The organism is Nocardioides cavernae (assembly GCF_013410035.1).
GTDB classification, from domain to species: domain Bacteria; phylum Actinomycetota; class Actinomycetes; order Propionibacteriales; family Nocardioidaceae; genus Nocardioides; species Nocardioides cavernae_A.
The window spans coordinates 1,066,141-1,084,570 of sequence record NZ_JACCBW010000001.1 but is presented as its reverse complement, the minus strand read 5'-3'; the positions used below and the strand labels follow the sequence as shown (position 1 = coordinate 1,084,570).

The following is an 18,430-nucleotide window of genomic DNA, read 5'->3' as shown; positions in this document are numbered from 1 at the left end:
TATCGTGGTGGCATGAGCACGACGACCGCCGCCCCGCCGACCTACGACGACGTGCAGGTCGTGGTGCCTGCGCCCGGGCCCGGCGCGGGCAACTGGGCGGGGGCGGCGAGCGCCGTCCTCGTCGACGGCGTCATCTGGCTGACGTGGCGCGTGCGTCGTCCGCTGACCGACGGGCGCGGCGTGTCCGTCGTCGTCGCGAGGTCGGCCGACGGTGTCACCTTCGAGCAGGTCGCCGAGGTGTCGCGCGAGTCCTTCGGGGCCGAGTCGTTCGAGCGGTCCGTGCTCGTGCCGCTGCGCGAGGGAGGCTGGCGGCTCTACCTCTCCTGCGCCACGCCCGACTCCAAGCACTGGTGGGTCGACAGCCTCACCGCGGACACGGTCAAGGGGCTGCCGGACGGGGTCCGTCGCCGCGTCCACGACGGCGACCGCGACACGGGCGTGAAGGACCCGGTCGTCACGACCCGTGACGACGGCTACGAGATGTGGCTGTGCTGCCACCCGCTCGACCTGCCCGGCCACGAGGACCGGATGACGACGCGCCGGCTGACCAGCGTCGACGGGCTCGACTGGATCGACCGCGGCGAGGTCCTCGCCGGACGCCCGGGGGTGTGGGACGCCCGCGGTGCCCGGGTGAGCGCCGTGCTGCCCGACGGCACGGTGCTGTACGACGGGCGACCGGACGCCGCGTCCAACTGGTACGAGACGACCGGGGTCGCCACGTGGGACGGTGCGGCACTGACCCGGAGTGCGCAGCCGCCCATCAGCTCCCCGCACTCCGACGGCGCCTTCCGCTACGCCACCGCCGTGCCACTGCCGGACGGGCGCGTGCGCTACTACGTCGAGGCCGCCGGACCCGACGGGTCGCACGACCTGGTCACGTGCGTGCGCTGACCCCGCGGTCCAGCAGGCTGGTGACCGTGGCCCGCTCCTGGAAGGAGCCGCGGCTCTCGGGGGAGAGCCAGTCGCCGAAGTCCTGACCCGTCAGCTCGGACAGCAGTCCGATGTCCTCGGCGTATCCCTCCAGCAGGTGCTGCCGGGTGTCGGCGTCGAGCCGTGGTCGGTGGGCGCCGCGGTGGTCGCTGAGAAGGCCGAGGGAGAGCGGGTGCACGGTGCGCCAGACCTCGGGCGGGGCGAACTGGCCGAGCCGGGCCCCGGCCCGGACCACCGGTCCGAGGAGCCGAGGCCGCCAGCCCGGCGCGACGAAGCTGCGCGAGTTGTCGCGCGGGATCGCGTCGACCATGCCCTCACGGATCCCGAGGAAGCGACTCACCCGGTCCACGGTCGCCCGCGGCTCGTCGACCAGGTCGCGGTAGCGAAGGACGAGGATCCGGTCGGCGTCGACGTGCTGGTGCAGGTGCGCCAGCTGCTCGCCGTACCTCCCGAGCCCTCGGTAGCGCCAGAACGGTGCCCACCCGGCGCGCACCCGTTCGGCCTCCCGGTCGAAGGCCGCGACGAAGTCCGACACCGGCTCGAGACCGTCGGACCAGAGGTGCATCCAGTTGCTGTACGCCCGGTCGACGGGGTCCCGCACGACCGCGACCAGGCGTACGTCCGGCAGGTCCTCCGCGATCCGGCGGTGGGCCCCGCGGCTCCAGAGGTAGAACGGAGTGCTCTCGCCGCGCACCTGGTGCTCGGCGGCGGGCGCGAACAGCGGGTAGTAGCGGTCGGCGCGCCAGATCCACTCCTGCTGGGAGTGCTTGTCGCCGGGACCGCACCACGCGGGCGGCGGCGCGCCGTCGCAGAGCCAGTACTTGGGCTCCTTCGGGTCGGACACGAACACGTCCGGGTGCTGCGCGAGCGCCGCGTGGAGCGCGGTGGTGCCGGCCTTGGGGGCGCCGATCACGAGGAAGTCGGGGCGTGGTGCTCGGGGCACGATCCCTCCTGGGGTGGGTGCTGACTCAAAGCACAGTAAATGACTCAACAAATGAGACGCCAGTCCCACGTGGCCGGGATCTCGCCGTCCTCGACTTCGCCGAGCCGGTCCTCCGGCCGGAGAATCGGACCCATGACCGCCCCCGTCACCGTGTCCGTCACCCGTCACGTCGACCCGTCGCACACGACGCAGATGCTGGCCTGGATGCAGGCGGGCACCTCGATGGCCGAGAAGTTCGACGGCTTCCTCGGGTCGGGCTGGGTCCGGCCGAGCGCGGAGTCCCCCGACTGGCACATGCTCTACCGGTTCGCCGACGCCGAGTCGCTCGCGGCCTGGGAGGCCTCCCCGCAGCGCGCGTGGTGGCTCGAGGCCGCCGCGGGCGACGTGGAGGAGTCGCGGCGCGAGCGGCGTACGGGCATCGAGGGCTGGTTCGACGAGCCGGCGTCGGTCGAGCTGCTCAGCGCGGCACCTGCCGCCCCGCCGCGGTGGAAGCAGATGGTCGTCATCTTCCTCGTGTTCCTGCCGCTGAGCCTGACGGCCAACGTCATCGCCTCGCACACGATCGCCGGCTGGCCGCTGGTGCCGCGCGTCGTGCTGGTGACCACGGTGATGACGCCGCTGATGACGTACGTCTTCCTGCCGTGGATCACCCGCCGGATGAGCTGGTGGCTGCACCGCTGACGCGCGCGGGGGCCCCTCGGTCGACTAGCGCTCGCGGGACGTGCGGCGACGGTCGAGGCGACGGCGTACGCGATCGCGCGACTCCCGCTCCTTCGCGGCCCACTGCTCGGGCCGCCACCTCCGCTGCGCCCACTCCCAGGCCTTGAGGAGCGCGACGAGCCACGGGAGGAGGAACAGCGCGCCGTAGCCGAGGGTGCGCAGCCACGAGAACTCCTCGCTGATCTCCCAGTCGCCCGACGACGTCCGGTGCACGTGGATGGTGTCGCCGGGGCTCGGCCACCAGAACCACCGGCCCTCGGCTGCCGCCGCGTGCTCCGAGCCGTCCTCGAGCCGGAAGCCGATGCTGCGCGAGCGCCGACGGTCGTTGGTGCTGACCCGCGAGCCGGTGCCGCCCACCTCGGTGATGGTGGCGGGCTGGTCGTCGGCGGTGACGTGGCGCACCGTGTCGCGCGCGCCCAGGGCGAGCATCACGCCGCACCCGGCCAGCACGACCAGCGAGAGCACCCACACGAGGAGCGGGGTGGCGCGGCGGTCGGTCCTCATCGACCCTCGGGCCCGCGCAGGCGGTCGATCTCCTCGTTGCGGGCGTCGAGGTCGCGCTGCTGCTCGAGGACCTCGGGGTCGCGGGCCATGGCCTCGGAGAGCTGGTCGAGGTTGGCGGTGATCATCTGGCGCACCCGGATGCTGCTGGGGTGGTCGTCGGAGCCGTCGCGCACGGCCTCCCACGTGGTCTCGCCGCGGTCGACGCGCTGCTGCACGCGCTGCACGTCGGGGCCGTTGTCGCCGCGGCGGTTGGCCTCCTCGCGCTCGGAGCGGCGGCCCGCGGCCTCGGCCTTGAACTGGGCGTGGCTGCGCTTGATGGACGCCGTGAGGGCGCGGATGTCGGCCACGGCTGCCTTCTTCGCCTCGTTGGAGCGGCGTACGGCTGCCTGGAGCTGCGGGTCGTTGCGGTCCATGGTGGTCCCCACTCTAGGAGTCCGGCTAGAAGCCGGCGTTCGCCGTGTCGTCGACGTTGGTCGAGTTGTCGACGTCGCCGCCGACCTCGATGGCGTTGAGGACGGCGTTGGCGGTGTCGAAGAGCGCGTTGAGGTACTTCATGGCCGTGATGGCGACCTTGGCGAAGCGCAGCAGGTTCTCGATCGCGTCCTTGCCCTGGCTGATCAGCTGGATGACCCGGCGCACCTTGCCCGGAGCCGAGACGCCGGCCTTGACCCAGCCGGCGAAGGGCACCGCTGCGTCGGCGAGGATCTCCTGGATGCACGAGTCGATGAACTCGAGCGCGGCGCAGACGCACTCCGCGGTCGCCTGGGCGACCTCGAGCATGTTGCCGAGCTGCTCGGAGATGAGCTCGGCGGCGTCCTCCTGGCCCTGGTGGGCCTCCGCGATGCGGTCGAGGATCGCGTCGATGGCGTCCGCCGACTGGCCGTCGAGGACCGGCGCCAGCTGGGAGCGCAGCGCGTCGTAGTTGTCGCCGACGGCGCCGCTGGCGCTCGCGACCTGCAGCCAGCCCTTCTGCATCGAGGAGATGGCGTTGAAGTCACCGGCGATCGGCTCGAGCAGCTCGGCGAGCAGGTCGCGGTGCGCGAACTTCTTCACCGCCCACAGGATCGCGCCGATGATGAGCCCGCAGTCGTCGCGCAGGCTGTCGATGTAGTCGCCCATGCCGCCGTCGGGGCGACCCCCGTTGACGGCCTGGCTCGCGTCGTAGCGCTCGCTGACGGTCATCGAGCACCCCAGTCCCGGAGGTCCTTGTCCTCGTCGCGGTCGCGGAAGTCGTCGAGGTCCTCGGCCTGCTCGTGGTTCTCCGCGATGTTGCCGACGTGGTCACCGAGGTCGTTGACGTTCTCGTAGAGGTCGTTGCCCTCGTTGTAGAGGTCGTTGGCGTAGGCGCCGGTCCGGCCACCGGTGTCGCGTCCGTCGTTGAAGTCGCGGTGGTCCTGGTTGGTGTCGCGACGGGTCTCCTTGCCCTGGTCGCGTGCCTCGGCGCGGCTGGCGCCGTCGGCCTTGGCCTCGTCGCGGGCGCGCTCGCCCGCCGAGCGCGCGTCGTCCCTCTGCCGGTCGCGGGCGTTCTCGTCGACCCGACGCTCGTCGCCGTCCTTGTCGGTGACCTTGTCCCACCAGTCCTGGTAGCGGTCCTTGTGGCTCTTGGCCCAGTCGGGCTGGTCGGTCTCGCGCTGGGTGTCGCGGAAGAACTGGTCGCGGGCGGCGTCGCGGTAGTCGCCGGCGTCGAGCCCGTCGTGGTCCTCGTCCTTGCCGGGCGTCGCCGCCGGCGGGGTGCCGCCACGGTGGTAGTCGTCGTCTCCGGTGGGCAGCTGGTAGGGCGCGATCGCCGCGAGGTCGCCGAGCGCGTCGCGCATCCGCTTGTAGGACGCGAGGTCGGCCTCGACGAAGTCGTCGCGCGTGGCGCGCAGCTCGGTGCGCATCTTGTCGCCGATCTGCACGGAGTTCTGCAGTCCGTCGAGAGCCGCGTTGACCCCCGCGTTGTAGGACCCCTCGAACAGGGTCAGGACGCCCTTGAACGCCGACGGGCGGTCGCAGACGTCGCTGACGTAGGACTTGATGGACGCGACGTGGTCGGCCTGGCCACCGCACAGTGCGGCGGCGCTGCCGAGCGTCGGGAACGAGATGCGGAGCACGCTTGATCCAACCCCCTGGTGATGTGACGAGGCACCACTACCCCGCCTGCGGACGCCGAAACGCGCGACGACGAGACTAGGCGTGTCGAGCCGGCTCCGGAGCCGAATCGGCACCCTCTCGCCCGTCTGGTTGGTTGGATGGCGCCCATGGAGCCCGCCGCGGACACCTTCCGCACCGTCTTCGACGCCGAGTTCGACCGCTGCGTGACGATCGCCCTCGGCGCCGCGGAGTGGCAGGACGAGGCCTTCGACGCGGTGGCCGTCGCGATGGTCGAGGTGGCCGTGGCCATCGGCGCGGGCGAGCCGTCCCCGTGGGACGGCCTGGGGAGCCGCTGCGCCGAGCTGGCCACCGAGCGGAGGGCGACACGGCCCGGGTCGCGGTTCCTCGACCAGCACCTGGAGCCCTCGCAGGACGTCGTACGCCGACCGCTCGGCGCGTTGTCCGACGCGCTCGAGGACCTCGACCTCGACCCGGGCGACACCTTCGTCACGCCGCCCGTCGCCGCCGGGCTCACGCTGGGGCTGCGGGAGGCGATCGCCACGCTGACGGGTGGGGACGCGGCGGACGCGGACGGTCCGAGGCGCTGGTGGTCGCGCCGCCGTTAGGCTCAGGACGTGGCCGACCTCCAGCTCCCCACCGCCCCCGTCATCGACGGCACCACGCACCTCCACTCCGGCAAGGTCCGCGACCTCTACCGCGTCGATTCCGGTGAGCACCAGGGCCGGCTGCTCATGGTCGCCAGCGACCGCATCTCGGCCTACGACTTCGTCCTCGAGACCCCCATCCCCGACAAGGGCGAGATCCTCACCCGGATGTCGCTGTGGTGGTTCGAGCAGCTGTCCGGCCTGGTCGGCAACCACGTCGTCTCGGCCGACGTGCCCGCGTCCGTCGCGGGACGCGCGGTCATCTGCGAGCAGCTCGACATGTTCCCCGTCGAGTGCGTGGCCCGCGGCTACCTCACCGGCTCCGGCCTCCTCGACTACCGGCGTACGGGCGAGGTGTGCGGCATCCCCCTCCCGGCCGGCCTCCAGGACGGCAGCCACCTGCCGGAGCCGATCTTCACGCCCGCGACCAAGGCGGAGCTCGGCGAGCACGACGAGAACGTCGACTACGAGGCGGTCGTCGAGGCCGTCGGCGACGACGCGGCCGCGGAGCTGCGGATGCTGACCATGGAGGTCTACGACAAGGCGCACGCCCTGGCCCGCGAGCGCGGCATCATCCTGGCCGACACCAAGCTCGAGTTCGGCCGGCGCACCGGCCCCGACGGCACCGGCACGACGATCCTCGCCGACGAGGTGCTCACCCCGGACTCGAGCCGCTTCTGGCCGGCCGCCGACTGGCAGCCCGGCCGGGCGCAGGCGTCGTACGACAAGCAGATCGTCCGCGACTGGCTGACCGGCGAGTCCGGGTGGGACCGCCACTCCGGCGAGGCCCCGCCGCCCCTGCCCGACGCCGTGGTCGAGCGCACCCGCCGCCGCTACGTCGAGGCCTACGAGCTGCTCACCGGGGAGACGTTCTGACCACGCGGAGCTTCACCGCGTCGGTGGAGATGCCGCACACGCCGGAGCAGGCCTTCACCTACCTGGTCGACCCGCGCAACCGCCCGGAGTGGCAGTCCAGCCTGCTCTCGGTGGACGTCCCCGACGACGAGGAGCCGCACCTCGGCCAGGCCTGGACCGAGCTCACGGTGGTCGGCGTGCGGCCCAGCCTGGTCGTCACCGAGCTCGTGCCCTACCGCACGTGGGCGGAGGTCGGCACGTGGCGCGGCGTCCGGGCCAGCCTGCGGCTGCGCTTCACCGCGATGTCCGGCGGGTGCCGGGTGACCGCCGAGGGGGAGGTGTCCGGCTCGGGGCTGTACGCCGTGGCGGCCGGCAGCTCCGGCCTGCTGGCAAAGCGTGCCATCGCCGCCGACCTGCGCACCGCGGGCCACCGGATCGCAGCCCGGCTCGAGGGTCCTCCGAACGAGTGACGCCGCTCACGCCCGGTGAGTAGGTTGGCCGCATGCCGAACCTCTCCTCGCTGCTCGAGCGCTCCGCCGAGGCCTATCCCGACCGTACGGCCGTCGTCCTTGGCGACACCCGCCTGACGTACGCCCAGGTCGACGCCGCCGCGTCGCAGGTGGCCAACCTGCTCGTCTCGCGCGGCATCGAGCCGGGGGACAAGGTGGCGCTGAGCTGCCCGAACCTGCCGTACTTCCCGATCGTCTACTACGGGATCCTCAAGGCCGGCGCGACCGTAGTGCCGCTCAACGTGCTCCTCAAGGGGCGCGAGGTCGCCTACCACCTCGACGACTCGGACGCGAAGGCGTACTTCTGCTTCCAGGGCACGCCCGACCTGCCGATCGGGGCGGAGGGACACGCGGGCTTCGAGCAGACCGACGCGTGCGAGCACTTCTTCGTGATCACCGCGGACCCGGCCGCCGAGTCGCCGATCGAGGGCACCGAGACGCTCGGCCGCGCGATGGCCGGTCAGGCGCCGAGATTCGAGACCGTCGAGGTCGACGGCGACGACACGGCCGTCATCCTCTACACGTCGGGCACCACCGGCCAGCCCAAGGGCGCCGAGCTGATGCACCGCAACATGATCTCCAACGCGACCGCGAGCGACGCGCTGTTCGGCGCCTCGGCCGAGCGCCCGGACACGCTCCTGTGCGTGCTGCCGCTGTTCCACTCCTTCGGCCAGACCGTCATCCAGAACGCCGGCTTCGCCTTCGGCGGCACCGTCGTGCTGCTGCCCCGCTTCGAGGCCGGCCCGGCGCTGCAGCTGATGGAGAAGGAGCGCGTCACCTTCTTCGCGGGCGTCCCGACGATGTACTGGGGGCTGCTCGGCGCGCTCGACGACTCGGGCGTCGACGTGCGTACGGTCGCCGAGACGGTGCGGGTCGCGGTCGCGGGCGGCTCGGCCCTGCCGGTCGAGGTGCACAAGGACTTCGAGCGCCGTTTCGGGGTCACGATCCTGGAGGGCTACGGCCTGTCGGAGACGTCCCCGGTGGCGAGCTTCTCGGTGTACGGCGAGCCGGTGCGTGTGGGCTCGATCGGCAAGCCCATCCCCGGGGTCGAGATGAAGCTCATCAACCCGGAGCCCGGCGTGCGGGATGACCTCGGCGAGGGCGAGGACGTCGTCGGCGAGATCGCGATCAAGGGCCCCAACATCATGAAGGGCTACTACGGACGTCCCGACGCGACCGCGGAGGCGATCGTCGACGGCTGGTTCCGCTCCGGCGACCTCGGCCGCAAGGACGCCGACGGGTGGTACTACATCGTCGACCGGTCCAAGGACATGATCATCCGCGGCGGCTACAACGTGTACCCCCGCGAGATCGAGGAGGTCCTCCTCACCCACCCGGACGTCTCGCTCGCCGCCGTCATCGGTGTCCCGCACGAGAGCCACGGCGAGGAGATCAAGGCCGTCGTGATCCGCAACGACGGGGCCACGGTGACTGAGGACGAGCTCGTCGCCTGGGCGAAGGAGCAGATGGCGGGCTACAAGTACCCTCGCGTCGTGGAGTTCGTCGACGCCCTGCCCATGACCGCGACCGGCAAGATCCTGAAGCGGGAGCTCAGCTGATGCGCCCGCTCGGCATCGCGCTCGGCGTGGTGATGGTCCTCATGGGCGCGCTCTGGACGCTCCAGGGGCTCGACGTGGTCGGCGGCAGCGCCATGTCCGGCCAGACGACGTGGGCGATCATCGGCCCGATCCTCGCGGGCTTCGGCGTCGCGCTCGTCCTCGTGGCGGCGCGCCGGCGGGAGTGAGCCCGGCCGGGGCGCGACATGAGCGGCCACATGACCGCTTGAGCGACCACATGACCGCTTGAGCGACCACATGACCGCTTGAGTGGGGATGTGGTCGTGTCCGGGGAACGAGGTGCAGGCCGTCGGGCCGTCAGAGCCTGCGGATGGTTCCCCGACCCGCTCGTCCACAGGCAAGGAGCTGGTGGGTGTACGGCGTCCGGTGGCGGGCAGGCATCACCCGTGTCCGACTTCCACCCACGCTGCCCTCCGCCGACGGTCCTCGTCCGCCCGGTCCGGGTGGACCCCACGGGACGGTCCGGACCCCGACGGGGGACGGCGGCGGGACCGCGCTGGCGTACGACCAGCCACGGGCTCGTGGTCCCGTCCGACGTCGAGCCGACCGTCGAGCAGCGGATCCTCGAGGCGGCGGTCCGCCTGCCCGCGGGCGGGATGGTGACCGGCTGGGCCGCGCTGAGGCTCGCCGGGGCTGCGTGGTTCGACGGGCAGTGGGTCCAGGGCGGCGAGGTGCCGGTGCTGCTGCCGCACGCCTCACGCATCCGCGGGGCAGGGGTGCGGGTGGAGCGCACGCGTCGTCGTCTGCCCGAGCCCGTCGACAGGTACGGCGTCCCGTGCGCGCCGAGCGAGACCGCCCTGCTCCACGAGGTGCGCCGCGCGACGTCCGCACGGCTCGCGGGCGTCATGGTCGACATGGCGCTCGCGGCGCGGGTGGTCGACCTCGCGGTCGTCCGCGACCTCGCCTCCCGTGCGAGTCGGCACGAGGCAGTGGCGTACGCCCTCGAGCGGGCGTGCGGGGAGTGCCGCTCGCCGAAGGAGTCGGAGATGCTGCAGGTGTGGGAGGGCGACCTGGGCCTGCCGCGCCCGCTGATGAACCGCGAGGTGCTCGACCTGACGGGCCGTGTGGTCGCCGTGGTCGACCTCCTCGAGGACGTCGCCGGGACCTACGGGGAGTACAACGGGGCCGCGCACCGCAGCCGGGAGCGGCAGCGACGCGACGAGGCGCGCGCACACGCCCTGCGGGGGCTGGGCCTGGAGGGCTTCGTCATCGTGGCCGGTGACAGCGAGCGCGTGTGGCGCGAGCGGATGCGCGGGGCGTACGACCGCTCGCTCCGGCTGCCCGGGCCCGAGCGCCTCTGGCGGCTCGGCGCGTTCGTGCCCGCACAGCCGTTGCCCGACGCGGACGAGCTCGCCCTCGACACGATCATGCGCGAGCACCACCGGGCGTACGACCGGCCGGGGAACCGACCGCAGGGGGATCGGGGGCCCGAGGCGTGCAGGTGGTTCCCCGGTCAGCCGGCGGGAGTGATCCCCAGCCGCTCCTGCAGCGCGAGGGCGTCGAACGGGGCGTGCACCTTGGCGTCGTTGTCGAAGTAGACGTGCACCTCGAGCCCGTCGGCCTCCCAGCCGCGGACCTTCTCGGCCCAGCGGTCGAGGGCGGCGTCGGAGTAGCCGCTGGCGTACAGCTCCTCGTCGCCGTGCAGGCGCACGTGCACCACCGAGCTCGTGACCTCGTCGAACATCGGCCACGTGCCCGCCGAGTCCGCGACGACCATGCCGATGTCGTGCGCGCGCAGCAGCTCGCAGAACTCCGGGGTCCGGAAGGACGGGTGCCGCACCTCGAGCACGTGGTGGAGCGCCCGGTCGACCGGTGCCGTGGTGACGGCGGGCTCCTTGAGCTTGTCGGCGTCGTGGTGCGCGGCGGCGTACGACGCGGCGTCGGACGTACGCCGGGGGAGCAGGTCGAAGAACGCGGCGAGCCGGTCGGGGTGGAAGCCGAGGTTGGGCGGGAGCTGCCACAGCAGCGGGCCGAGCCGCTCGCCGAGCGTGAGGACGCCGGAGGCGAGGAAGGTCCCCAGCGGTGCCTCGACGTCGGTGAGCTTCTTCATGTGGGTGATGAACCGCGGACCCTTGACGGCGAAGACGAAGTCGTCGGGCACCTGCTCGGCCCAGGAGCGCCAGCTCGACGCCCGCTGCAGCGAGTAGAAGGACCCGTTGACCTCGACGGCGGTCAGCCGCTCGCCGACGTACGCCAGCTCGCTGCGCTGCGGCAGCCCGGGCGGGTAGAACCGCCCGCGCCAGCCGGCGTACCGCCAGCCGGAGATGCCGATCCGCGCCACGTGCCGTCCTCCTCCCGGTGCACCGCGTGGGTGCCGGTCTGCTGCGTACCCGAAGGTCCGGGAGGGCATGCCCGCGTTTCGGCCGGGCGTGGGGCGGGTAGTTCCCGGCTACGACCAGCGAAGGACGAGGACCGCCATGTACACCGTTCCCGAACAGCTCTCCGAGCTCGCCGGCACCTGCCTGAGCGCGTCCCAGGAGGTCCTGGACGCCTGGACCGGTGCCCAGGGAGTCCTCGCCCTGGCAGCGGGTGCGGCCGGCAACACCGCCGGCGGCGGCAGCTTCCTCGCCGCCCACACCTCGACGGCCGAGTCGGCCGACCTGGTGTTCGGCCGCTTCGTGGCCGTGCTCGAGCAGGACATGGACGACCTCTACGCCGTCGCCTTCGACATGAGCACGACCGACGAGTCCACGGCGGCGACCTACCGCGCCGGGCAGGCCGGGCTCCAGGGCGGCGCCGGCGGCGGCCGGAGGGCGGTCTGATGGCCAGCGGGATCTGGGACCTCGCGGCCCGTCCCGAGACGCTCGACGCTGCTGCGGCGGCGTGGCTCGACATGGCCGAGCGCGTCGACGAGTCCGCGACCTCGGTCAACAACCGCGCCAGCGGGGTCCTCGGGACCTGGGAGGGCGAAAGCGCGACCTCCTACGACGCGCACCGCCGCACGCTGGTGACGTCGATCGACGAGGCGACGAACTCCGCCGCGCGGGTCTCGACCGCGCTGCAGCGCGCGGCCGGGTCCGTACGCCAGGCGCAGTCCCAGCTCGACAGCTCGTGGGCGGGGGTGGCCGACGTCCCGTCGACGGTCTCCGCCGGGTCCGTGACCTTCCAGCCGCGCGACGACGCCGAGTCGGCCCGCGTCCAGGCGGCGATCGACCGCGCCACCGAGGTGCGCGCCCGGCTCGACGCCGAGCTCGCCGAGGACGCCGCCGCCCTCACGGCCGCCACGGACGCCTGGAACCGCACCGCGGGTGAGTGGGCGTCGGTGGCCGACGGCACCACCGACGGCTTCACCGTCCCGACCGGCAGCCACGACGTCGGCATCGTCGTGGTCGGCGACCGCGTCATCGTGAACGGCACCGACGGCGACGACGACATCTCGATCAGCGTCGACCCCGTCACGGGCGTGCAGACCGTCACCGTCAACGGCACCAGCCACACCGTCCCCGCCGGGCAGGAGGTCGTGGTCCGCGGCGGCGACGGCAACGACACGATCACGGTGCCGCAGGGCGGGGGCGTCAGCTTCACGCTGATCGGCAGCGGTGGCCGCGACAACCTCACCGGCGGCGACGGCAACGACACCCTCCTGGGCCTCGACGACGACGACAACATCGACGCCGGCGCGGGCGACGACCGCGTCTCCGGGGGCGCGGGCCAGGACTACCTCAACGGCCAGGGCGGCAACGACGTCGTCTCGGGAGGGGAGGGCCGCGACACCCTCTACGGCCTCAGCGGCGACGACCTCCTCGTCGGAGGCGCCGAGCAGGACTACCTCGAGGGCGGCACCGGCAACGACACGCTGTCCGGTGGCCACGGCAACGACATCCTGTCGGGCGGCGACGGCGACGACACCCTCCGCGGCGGATCGGGAGACGACGTCTCCTACGCCGGCCGCGGCAACGACACCACGCAGGGCGGCACCGGCACCGACACCGCCAACGGCGAGGCCGGTGACGTCAACACCGACGTCGAGTCCACGGTCACGATCGAGATCCCCGACGGCCTGGCCGGCATCACGATCGAGGGCAGCCCCGAGTTCGTCGAGCGGGTCCAGGCCGATCTCCAGATGCTGGCCAGCTCGCCCGAGGGCCAGCAGATGATCGCCAACCTGCAGGGCCACATCGCCGACGGCCCCGACACGCTGACGATCCGCGAGTACCACAACCCCGCCGACCCCGACAACAGCACCGCGTCGACCGACGGCACCAACTCGGTGATCAACTACAACACCCGCCTCGACGACTTCCGCGGTGCGCCGCCGGTCGTGGTGCTCTACCACGAGTTCGCGCACGTCTACGACTACATGAACGGCACCTTCGAGCCGACGCCCTACAACGGCGACGACACGACGGACCACGGCTACAAGACCGGCGAGCGCCAGGCCACGGGCCTGCCGATCGACCACGACAACGACCCGTCGACGCCGGAGGTCATCGACCCCGACCACGACTTCGGGCTGACCGAGAACGGCATCCGCGACGAGATGGGCCTGCCCAACCGCGACCACTACGGCCAGTGACGGCGTACGCCGCGCGGCCCGACGTCGAGCTCGGCGTCGAGGTCGGCGTCGAGGGCACGGGGCGCGCCGGTCTGCTCGTGGTCGCTTGGACGCTCACCAACGCCGGTCACGAGCCGCTGCTGGTCGTCGACCGGGTGCCGCGGCCCTCCGGTGCGTCGCTCGCCTGGGACCCGCGGACGGCGTACGTCGTGGGTGCCGGCGACGGTCTCGTGCAGGTCGCCTCCCGGCTGTTCCCCCTGCCCGAGACGGACCGGATGTCGTGGGCCCGGCCGCCGCGGGTCGGCGCGACCGAGCTGGCGGCCGGCGCGTCGCTGGCGCGTGAGGTCGCCGTCCCGCTGCCGCTGGTGCGCTCCTCACCGTGGGGGGACGACATCGGCTTCGGCCCGATCCGCCTCCCCGACCCGGTCACGTCCGTGCAGTACTGCCTGGGTGTCGTGACCGGCGAGCCCCAGCCGTCCTGGGGCCTCGAACGTGTCGACGGCGTGGTGCTGCTCGCCCACGGCGGCGGCGCCGTCGTAGCGCAGCACGTCCTGTGCTCGGACCCCGTCCCGCTCGGGTGAGCGAACGTCCCTAGGATGGGTGCTGCATCCGTCCCGCCCATGCAGTGCAGGAGCGCCCCCGTGGCTCGTTACGTCGTCGATGTCATGCCCAAGCCCGAGATCCTCGACCCCCAGGGGAAGGCCGTCCTCGGCGCGCTCCCTCGCCTCGGCTTCGCCGGCGTGAGCGACGTACGCCAGGGCAAGCGCTTCGAGATCGAGCTCGAGGGCGAGCCCAGCGACGCCCTCCTCGAGGAGGTCCGCGCGATGGCGGGGACGTTGCTCTCCAACCCGGTGATCGAGGACTTCGAGGTCCACCTCCAGGGCGAGTCCGAGGGCGCGTGGGCATGAAGGTCGGCGTCGTCACCTTCCCCGGCTCGCTCGACGACGTCGACGCGCGCCGCGCGGTCGCCATCGGTGGCAACGAGGCCGTCGCCCTCTGGCACGGCGACGAGGACCTCCGGGGCGTCGACGCGGTCGTGCTGCCCGGCGGGTTCTCCTACGGCGACTACCTCCGCTGCGGCGCGATCTCGCGGTTCGCGCCGGTCATGACCTCGGTCATCGAGGCCGCCGGCAAGGGCATGCCCGTGCTCGGCATCTGCAACGGCTTCCAGATCCTCTGCGAGTCGCACCTCCTGCCCGGTGCGCTGATCCGCAACGACCACCGCAAGTTCGTCTGCCGCGACCAGCGGCTGCGCATGGAGCGCGTCGACACGCCCTGGACGTCGGCCTACACCGCTGGCGACGAGGTGACCATCGTGCTCAAGAACGGGGAGGGTGGCTTCGTCGCCGACGAGGCGACGCTCGACCTGCTCGAGGGCGAGGGGCGCGTGGTCGCGCGCTACCTCGACGACAACCCCAACGGCTCGCTGCGCGACATCGCCGGCATCTCCAACGAGCGCGGCAACGTCGTCGGGCTGATGCCGCACCCCGAACACGCGGTCGAGGAGCTCACGGGCCCCGGCACCGACGGGCTCGGCTTCTTCACCTCGCTCGCCGCCGCCGCGTTCGCATGAACCGGCTCTCGCGACCCGTCGGCCTCTACCGTCTCGTCGCCCGCGCCGAGGCGGTGACGTGGGCGCTGCTGCTGACGGGCATGTTCCTCAAGTACGTCACCGAGACCACCGAGCTCGGCGTGCAGGTCTTCGGCATGGTGCACGGCGTCGTCTTCATCGCCTACGGCCTGACCACCGTGCTGCTCGCGATCGACCAGCGCTGGTCGATCGGCCGCCTCGCCCTCGGCCTGCTCTGCGCCGTACCGCCCTTCGCGACGGTCCCCTTCGAGTCGTACGCCGAGCGCGCCGGCCTGCTCGGCGACACCTGGCGGCTGCGGTCCGAGGCGCCCGCCGGGCCGCTCGAGAAGGCCGCCGCCTGGCTGATCCGCCGCCCCGCCCAGGGCGCGCTCGTCGGCCTGCTCGCCGTCGCGGGGCTCACCGGGGTCGCCCTGGTCGTCGGTCCGCCGGTCTGAGGGTCGTCCATTTCCTGACTTGAGCGGTCATATGGTCGCCCGAGCGGCGTCACGCCTGCGCCTGAGCGACCATATGGCCGCTCATGATGGGAAACGGACGCCCGCCCTCACAGCCCGCGCTGCAGCTTGTTCCAGGTCTGCGGGGTGGCGACGCCGGACACTGAGATATTGAGGCGCGACTGGTAGGTCCGCAGCGCCGCCTCGGTCTTCGCGTCGAAGACCCCGGTCGCCCGGAAGCGCCCCGCGCCCGCGGCGTTGAGCGCCCGCTGGAGGCGGTGGACCGACTCGTCGGCCGAGCCGCGCTTGACGACCGTGCGGGCGCCCGCCGACAGCAGCGCCACCCAGTGCCGCTTCTCGAAGCGGTCGGTCGGGGTGAACCTCCGCGCCGTCTGCCACGCGCGGGCCGCCGCGACGGTCGCGCCGTCGTACGCGCCGTTCACCGGTCCGGAGTAGGTCCCCTGCTCGGTGAGCAGGCACTGCAGCACCTTGACCCGGGTGGCCTTCGCGGCGCCGGGGGAGAGGGTCGGGTACTTCCAGTAGCCCAGGCGGGTGCCCGGGCACCGGCCCTCGGGCCGCGGCTGCGAGCCGGAGCCGAGGTCGATCCAGTTGCTGTCGATGTTGATCGTCACGCCGCCCCACGTCTCGTTGTGGCCGCCGCGGTACTGCTTCATCCGGCCACCGGGGCGCCAGCCGTCCTCGGGGATGTAGGTCGTCGAGGTGTCGGCCCTGCCGTCCCAGCGAGCGATCCAGATCCGGTCCGGCAGGGCGAACTGGCCGGGGCGCAGCCGACGCGCGTCGTCGAGCATCTTGATGCCCGAGCTCGCGCTGGAGTAGAACCCGGCGACGTAGCCGAGCGCCTTGATCCGGCTCACCCACGCCGAGGTGAAGACGAGCGCGGACTCGCGGCAGTGGGTGTCGGCGAGGTTGAAGCCCTCGAGGTCGTACCAGATCGTGCTGCCCGGGCCGATGCCGTACGCCGTCGCGTCGGTCGCGTTCTTGTCCGCCTCGGCGGTGCCCTGGGCGGCAGCCGCGGCGTACCCGCCGGCGGGCTTGGGGGAGATCGTGAAGTCGTCGGCGTAGCGCGGGAACCGGGGCTGGCACGACGCCTGCGGCCCCAGGGCGATCGGCAGGAGCCGCCACCCGCGCGCAACCTGGGTGGCGACCCACGTGGAGCTCAGGTTGGGCTGCGAGCGGCACGCGCGCGAGTCGCCGGAGATGTAGATGCCGACGGCGGAGAAGGGCGACTTCCTCCACCACGTGTCCATCGCGGCCTGGGTGGGGGCCAGGCACTGGTCGAAGCCGTGCCCGGTGAAGTCGCCGGGCGTGGCGAGCGCGATCTGGCGCTGCGACGCGAGCTGCTTGCGTGGGCTGGAGGCGGTGGGAGCGTCGTCGGCCGTCGCGGGCGAGGACCCGAGGACCGGGGCGACGAGGACGAGCGTGAGGGCGGCCAGGACGAGGCGACGCATGGGGAGCTCCAGCGGTGCGGGGAAGGTGTGGCGGGGGCAGGCAGGTGCCAGAGAACCACATCAGTCACACGGGTAACAGCGCTTCGTCTGAACTACAGATGTGTAGTTCGAGGGCGGCGTTCGGGAGTCGCTGGTCGGCACGTCGTCGAAGATGAAGTTGCCCTTGGCCTCTTCCTCCTCGATGAGCTCCTCGAACGCGAGCGCGATGTCCTCCTTGTGCTCCTCGAACATCGCGGTGAGGTGGCCCTGGAGCAGGTTGCCGTGGGGGGACTCGCCGGAGAACACGTTCTCCCAGGTGTCCTCGCCGCCCTTGATCTTCTCGACCAGCGTCCTCATGTCCTCGCCGAGCTCGCCGGACTCGGCCTGCTCCTCGAGGGCTTCTTTCTCCTCGTCGGTCAGCAGCGGCCTGGCGTTGAGCTGGTCGACGGTCGCCTTGAGGTCGGCCAGGCTGGCGGTCAGGTCCTCGCGGGCCTCGCTGATGGCTGCCAGGATCTCGGCCTGGCTGCGGGGGTCGCTCATGGCGGAAGGCTACGCGGGAGCGGGTGCCACCGGCGCGACCGGAGCGGGCCGCTGCCCGACCGTCGGCGTGGTGATCGTGCTCGGGTCGCGGGTCACGCTGCTCGGCGCACCGGTCGAGACCGGCGCGGTGGGCGTCGAGACCGGAGCCTTGTCGCCGTCGAAGAAGTTCTTCACCGTCTCGATGAGGGCCTTGACCTGCTTGAGGATGTTGATGAACTTCATGATCGCCTTGTAGGCCTTCATCACGGCCTGGAAGGCCTGGAAGACGGCCTGCACGACGCGCGCCCAGCCCACGCCCGGGATGCTCATGGTCGCGAGGGCCGAGGACACGGTCTGCACGGCCGACTTCACGCACTGCACGACCGAGAGCGCGGTCTGCCAGGCGTCGCGGCAGATCTGGACGACGTTCTGGCCCACCTGGATGAGCTGGCCGGCCTGGGTGTCGAGCGAGCCCACCCAGGTGCCGATCTGCTTGATCGCCGCGTCGGAGGTGGAGCCCTGCCACGTGTTCGTGATGGTCTGGCCGCCGCTGTGCAGGTTGGCCGCCACGCCCTTCATCGAGGAGCCGAGGCTCCCGAACGAGGACCCCTGGGTCGAGGCGCTGACGACGTCGCCGCCGATCTTCTCGGCGAGCTCGGCGCGGATGTCGAAGCCGGTGAGCATCCGCACGAGGTCGCAGACGGTGTCGTAGGGGAAGCCGAAGGAGATGCGCGGGAGGTCGGTCTCGGTGGGGGCGGCCCGGCGGATCGTGGTGTCGGCGACGTCCCAGAAGCTCGTCGAGCCGTCGCGACCGTCGATGCCCTGGGCGTTGTGGCGCCGGACGATGCCGTCCTCGGTGAGGGTGAAGTCGCGGGCCGTCGCGCGCAGGGCCTCGGCGTGGTCGCGCATGCCGGTGCCGTTGTCCTCCAGCGACTGGTTCACCGACGGCAGCAGCGAGTTGTAGGCCCCCATCATGGTCTCGAGGATCGGGCCGAAGTCGGTCTGCACGAGGCTGCTGCCACCGTTGCGGGCGATGCCGGTGAGGTCGTCGCTGGCGCGCTGCACCTGCGCGGTCCAGGCATCGAGCTCGGAGAGGTCGACGGTCATCACGGCGTTCATCGCGGCTCCTGGGGCTTCCGAGTAGCAGGGCTTGTCGTTGCTGGTGGACTT

General features: G+C 72.2%; 23 protein-coding genes. 14 read left to right on the top strand and 9 right to left on the bottom strand.

Annotated elements, in window-relative coordinates; all coding sequences use genetic code 11:
• Window positions 1-12: 12 nt before the first annotated feature.
• Window positions 13-891: a hypothetical protein gene (locus tag F4692_RS05390; RefSeq protein WP_179618564.1), complete on the top strand. Its 879-nt coding sequence runs from the start codon at window positions 13-15 to the stop codon at window positions 889-891.
• Here F4692_RS05390 and F4692_RS05385 read toward each other — a convergent pair.
• Window positions 875-1,873 carry a sulfotransferase family protein gene (locus tag F4692_RS05385; protein ID WP_179618563.1) on the bottom strand — a complete coding sequence of 333 codons (999 nt, stop codon included), beginning with the start codon at window positions 1,871-1,873 and terminating at the stop codon, window positions 875-877. The two genes, F4692_RS05390 and F4692_RS05385, sit on opposite strands and share 17 nt — an antisense overlap.
• A 132-nt stretch (window positions 1,874-2,005) precedes the next feature.
• Here F4692_RS05385 and F4692_RS05380 point away from each other — a divergent pair, with 132 nt between their 5' ends.
• Entirely contained in the window at window positions 2,006-2,554 is a 549-nt protein-coding gene (locus F4692_RS05380; RefSeq protein ID WP_179618562.1) for an antibiotic biosynthesis monooxygenase, read from the top strand.
• Window positions 2,555-2,578: 24 nt separating this feature from the next.
• Here the strand turns inward: F4692_RS05380 and F4692_RS05375 are convergent, their stop codons facing one another.
• Genes F4692_RS05375 through F4692_RS05360 form a run of 4 tightly spaced genes read right to left on the bottom strand, consistent with a single transcriptional unit; the run spans window position 2,579 to window position 5,190 of the window.
• Window positions 2,579-3,097 (bottom strand): hypothetical protein, encoded by a 519-nt coding sequence (locus F4692_RS05375; protein ID WP_179618561.1) that lies wholly within the window; start codon window positions 3,095-3,097, stop codon window positions 2,579-2,581.
• Window positions 3,094-3,510: a hypothetical protein gene (locus F4692_RS05370; protein WP_179618560.1), complete on the bottom strand. Its 417-nt coding sequence runs from the start codon at window positions 3,508-3,510 to the stop codon at window positions 3,094-3,096. Before F4692_RS05370 ends, F4692_RS05375 begins: the two co-directional genes overlap by 4 nt.
• 25 nt (window positions 3,511-3,535) lie before the next feature.
• Window positions 3,536-4,279, bottom strand: coding sequence for a hypothetical protein (locus tag F4692_RS05365; protein WP_179618559.1), 744 nt, complete (start codon window positions 4,277-4,279; stop codon window positions 3,536-3,538).
• Window positions 4,276-5,190, bottom strand: coding sequence for a hypothetical protein (locus F4692_RS05360; protein ID WP_179618558.1), 915 nt, complete (start codon window positions 5,188-5,190; stop codon window positions 4,276-4,278). Before F4692_RS05360 ends, F4692_RS05365 begins: the two co-directional genes overlap by 4 nt.
• Window positions 5,191-5,337: 147 nt before the next feature.
• Between F4692_RS05360 and F4692_RS05355 the strand changes: the two genes are divergently transcribed.
• From F4692_RS05355 to F4692_RS05330, 6 genes are all read left to right on the top strand, one after another.
• Window positions 5,338-5,796: a hypothetical protein gene (locus tag F4692_RS05355; protein WP_179618557.1), complete on the top strand. Its 459-nt coding sequence runs from the start codon at window positions 5,338-5,340 to the stop codon at window positions 5,794-5,796.
• 9 nt (window positions 5,797-5,805) lie between these two features.
• Complete coding sequence (locus F4692_RS05350; RefSeq protein WP_179618556.1) at window positions 5,806-6,711, top strand: phosphoribosylaminoimidazolesuccinocarboxamide synthase; 906 nt, start codon at window positions 5,806-5,808, stop codon at window positions 6,709-6,711.
• Window positions 6,600-7,160 carry an SRPBCC family protein gene (locus tag F4692_RS05345; RefSeq protein WP_308645163.1) on the top strand — a complete coding sequence of 187 codons (561 nt, stop codon included), beginning with the start codon at window positions 6,600-6,602 and terminating at the stop codon, window positions 7,158-7,160. Before F4692_RS05350 ends, F4692_RS05345 begins: the two co-directional genes overlap by 112 nt.
• Window positions 7,161-7,192: 32 nt before the next feature.
• Complete coding sequence (locus F4692_RS05340; RefSeq protein ID WP_179618554.1) at window positions 7,193-8,758, top strand: long-chain-fatty-acid--CoA ligase; 1,566 nt, start codon at window positions 7,193-7,195, stop codon at window positions 8,756-8,758.
• The gene (locus F4692_RS05335; RefSeq protein WP_179618553.1) at window positions 8,758-8,943 is read left to right on the top strand and encodes a hypothetical protein; all 186 of its coding nucleotides are present in this window, start codon (window positions 8,758-8,760) and stop codon (window positions 8,941-8,943) included. Before F4692_RS05340 ends, F4692_RS05335 begins: the two co-directional genes overlap by 1 nt.
• A 219-nt stretch (window positions 8,944-9,162) precedes the next feature.
• Window positions 9,163-10,314: a hypothetical protein gene (locus tag F4692_RS05330; protein ID WP_179618552.1), complete on the top strand. Its 1,152-nt coding sequence runs from the start codon at window positions 9,163-9,165 to the stop codon at window positions 10,312-10,314.
• Here F4692_RS05330 and F4692_RS05325 read toward each other — a convergent pair.
• Window positions 10,230-11,057 carry a DUF72 domain-containing protein gene (locus F4692_RS05325; protein WP_308645162.1) on the bottom strand — a complete coding sequence of 276 codons (828 nt, stop codon included), beginning with the start codon at window positions 11,055-11,057 and terminating at the stop codon, window positions 10,230-10,232. The genes F4692_RS05330 and F4692_RS05325 overlap by 85 nt on opposite strands.
• Window positions 11,058-11,193: 136 nt before the next feature.
• Here F4692_RS05325 and F4692_RS05320 point away from each other — a divergent pair, with 136 nt between their 5' ends.
• The 6 genes from F4692_RS05320 to F4692_RS05295 are packed head-to-tail and all read left to right on the top strand — an operon-like array spanning window position 11,194 to window position 15,296.
• Window positions 11,194-11,538, top strand: a complete 345-nt coding sequence (locus tag F4692_RS05320) for a hypothetical protein (RefSeq protein ID WP_179618550.1) — start codon at window positions 11,194-11,196, stop codon at window positions 11,536-11,538.
• Entirely contained in the window at window positions 11,538-13,292 is a 1,755-nt protein-coding gene (locus tag F4692_RS21540) for a M91 family zinc metallopeptidase (RefSeq protein WP_179618549.1), read from the top strand. The genes F4692_RS05320 and F4692_RS21540 overlap by 1 nt, the downstream gene beginning before the upstream one ends.
• Window positions 13,289-13,852 carry a hypothetical protein gene (locus tag F4692_RS05310; RefSeq protein ID WP_179618548.1) on the top strand — a complete coding sequence of 188 codons (564 nt, stop codon included), beginning with the start codon at window positions 13,289-13,291 and terminating at the stop codon, window positions 13,850-13,852. The genes F4692_RS21540 and F4692_RS05310 overlap by 4 nt, the downstream gene beginning before the upstream one ends.
• Window positions 13,853-13,912: 60 nt before the next feature.
• Entirely contained in the window at window positions 13,913-14,179 is a 267-nt protein-coding gene (gene purS / locus F4692_RS05305; RefSeq protein WP_179618547.1) for a phosphoribosylformylglycinamidine synthase subunit PurS, read from the top strand.
• Window positions 14,176-14,844, top strand: a complete 669-nt coding sequence (purQ, locus tag F4692_RS05300; RefSeq protein WP_179618546.1) for a phosphoribosylformylglycinamidine synthase subunit PurQ — start codon at window positions 14,176-14,178, stop codon at window positions 14,842-14,844. Before purS ends, purQ begins: the two co-directional genes overlap by 4 nt.
• Window positions 14,841-15,296, top strand: coding sequence for a DUF3817 domain-containing protein (locus F4692_RS05295; RefSeq protein WP_179618545.1), 456 nt, complete (start codon window positions 14,841-14,843; stop codon window positions 15,294-15,296). The genes purQ and F4692_RS05295 overlap by 4 nt, the downstream gene beginning before the upstream one ends.
• Window positions 15,297-15,403: 107 nt before the next feature.
• On the opposite strand, the gene F4692_RS05290 is transcribed toward F4692_RS05295, so the two are convergent.
• The 3 genes from F4692_RS05290 to F4692_RS05280 are packed head-to-tail and all read right to left on the bottom strand — an operon-like array spanning window position 15,404 to window position 18,379.
• Window positions 15,404-16,762 carry a glycoside hydrolase domain-containing protein gene (locus tag F4692_RS05290; protein ID WP_179618544.1) on the bottom strand — a complete coding sequence of 453 codons (1,359 nt, stop codon included), beginning with the start codon at window positions 16,760-16,762 and terminating at the stop codon, window positions 15,404-15,406.
• 60 nt (window positions 16,763-16,822) lie between these two features.
• Complete coding sequence (locus F4692_RS05285; protein WP_179618543.1) at window positions 16,823-17,281, bottom strand: hypothetical protein; 459 nt, start codon at window positions 17,279-17,281, stop codon at window positions 16,823-16,825.
• Window positions 17,282-17,290: 9 nt separating this feature from the next.
• Entirely contained in the window at window positions 17,291-18,379 is a 1,089-nt protein-coding gene (locus tag F4692_RS05280) for a hypothetical protein (protein ID WP_179618542.1), read from the bottom strand.
• Window positions 18,380-18,430 lie beyond the last annotated feature (51 nt).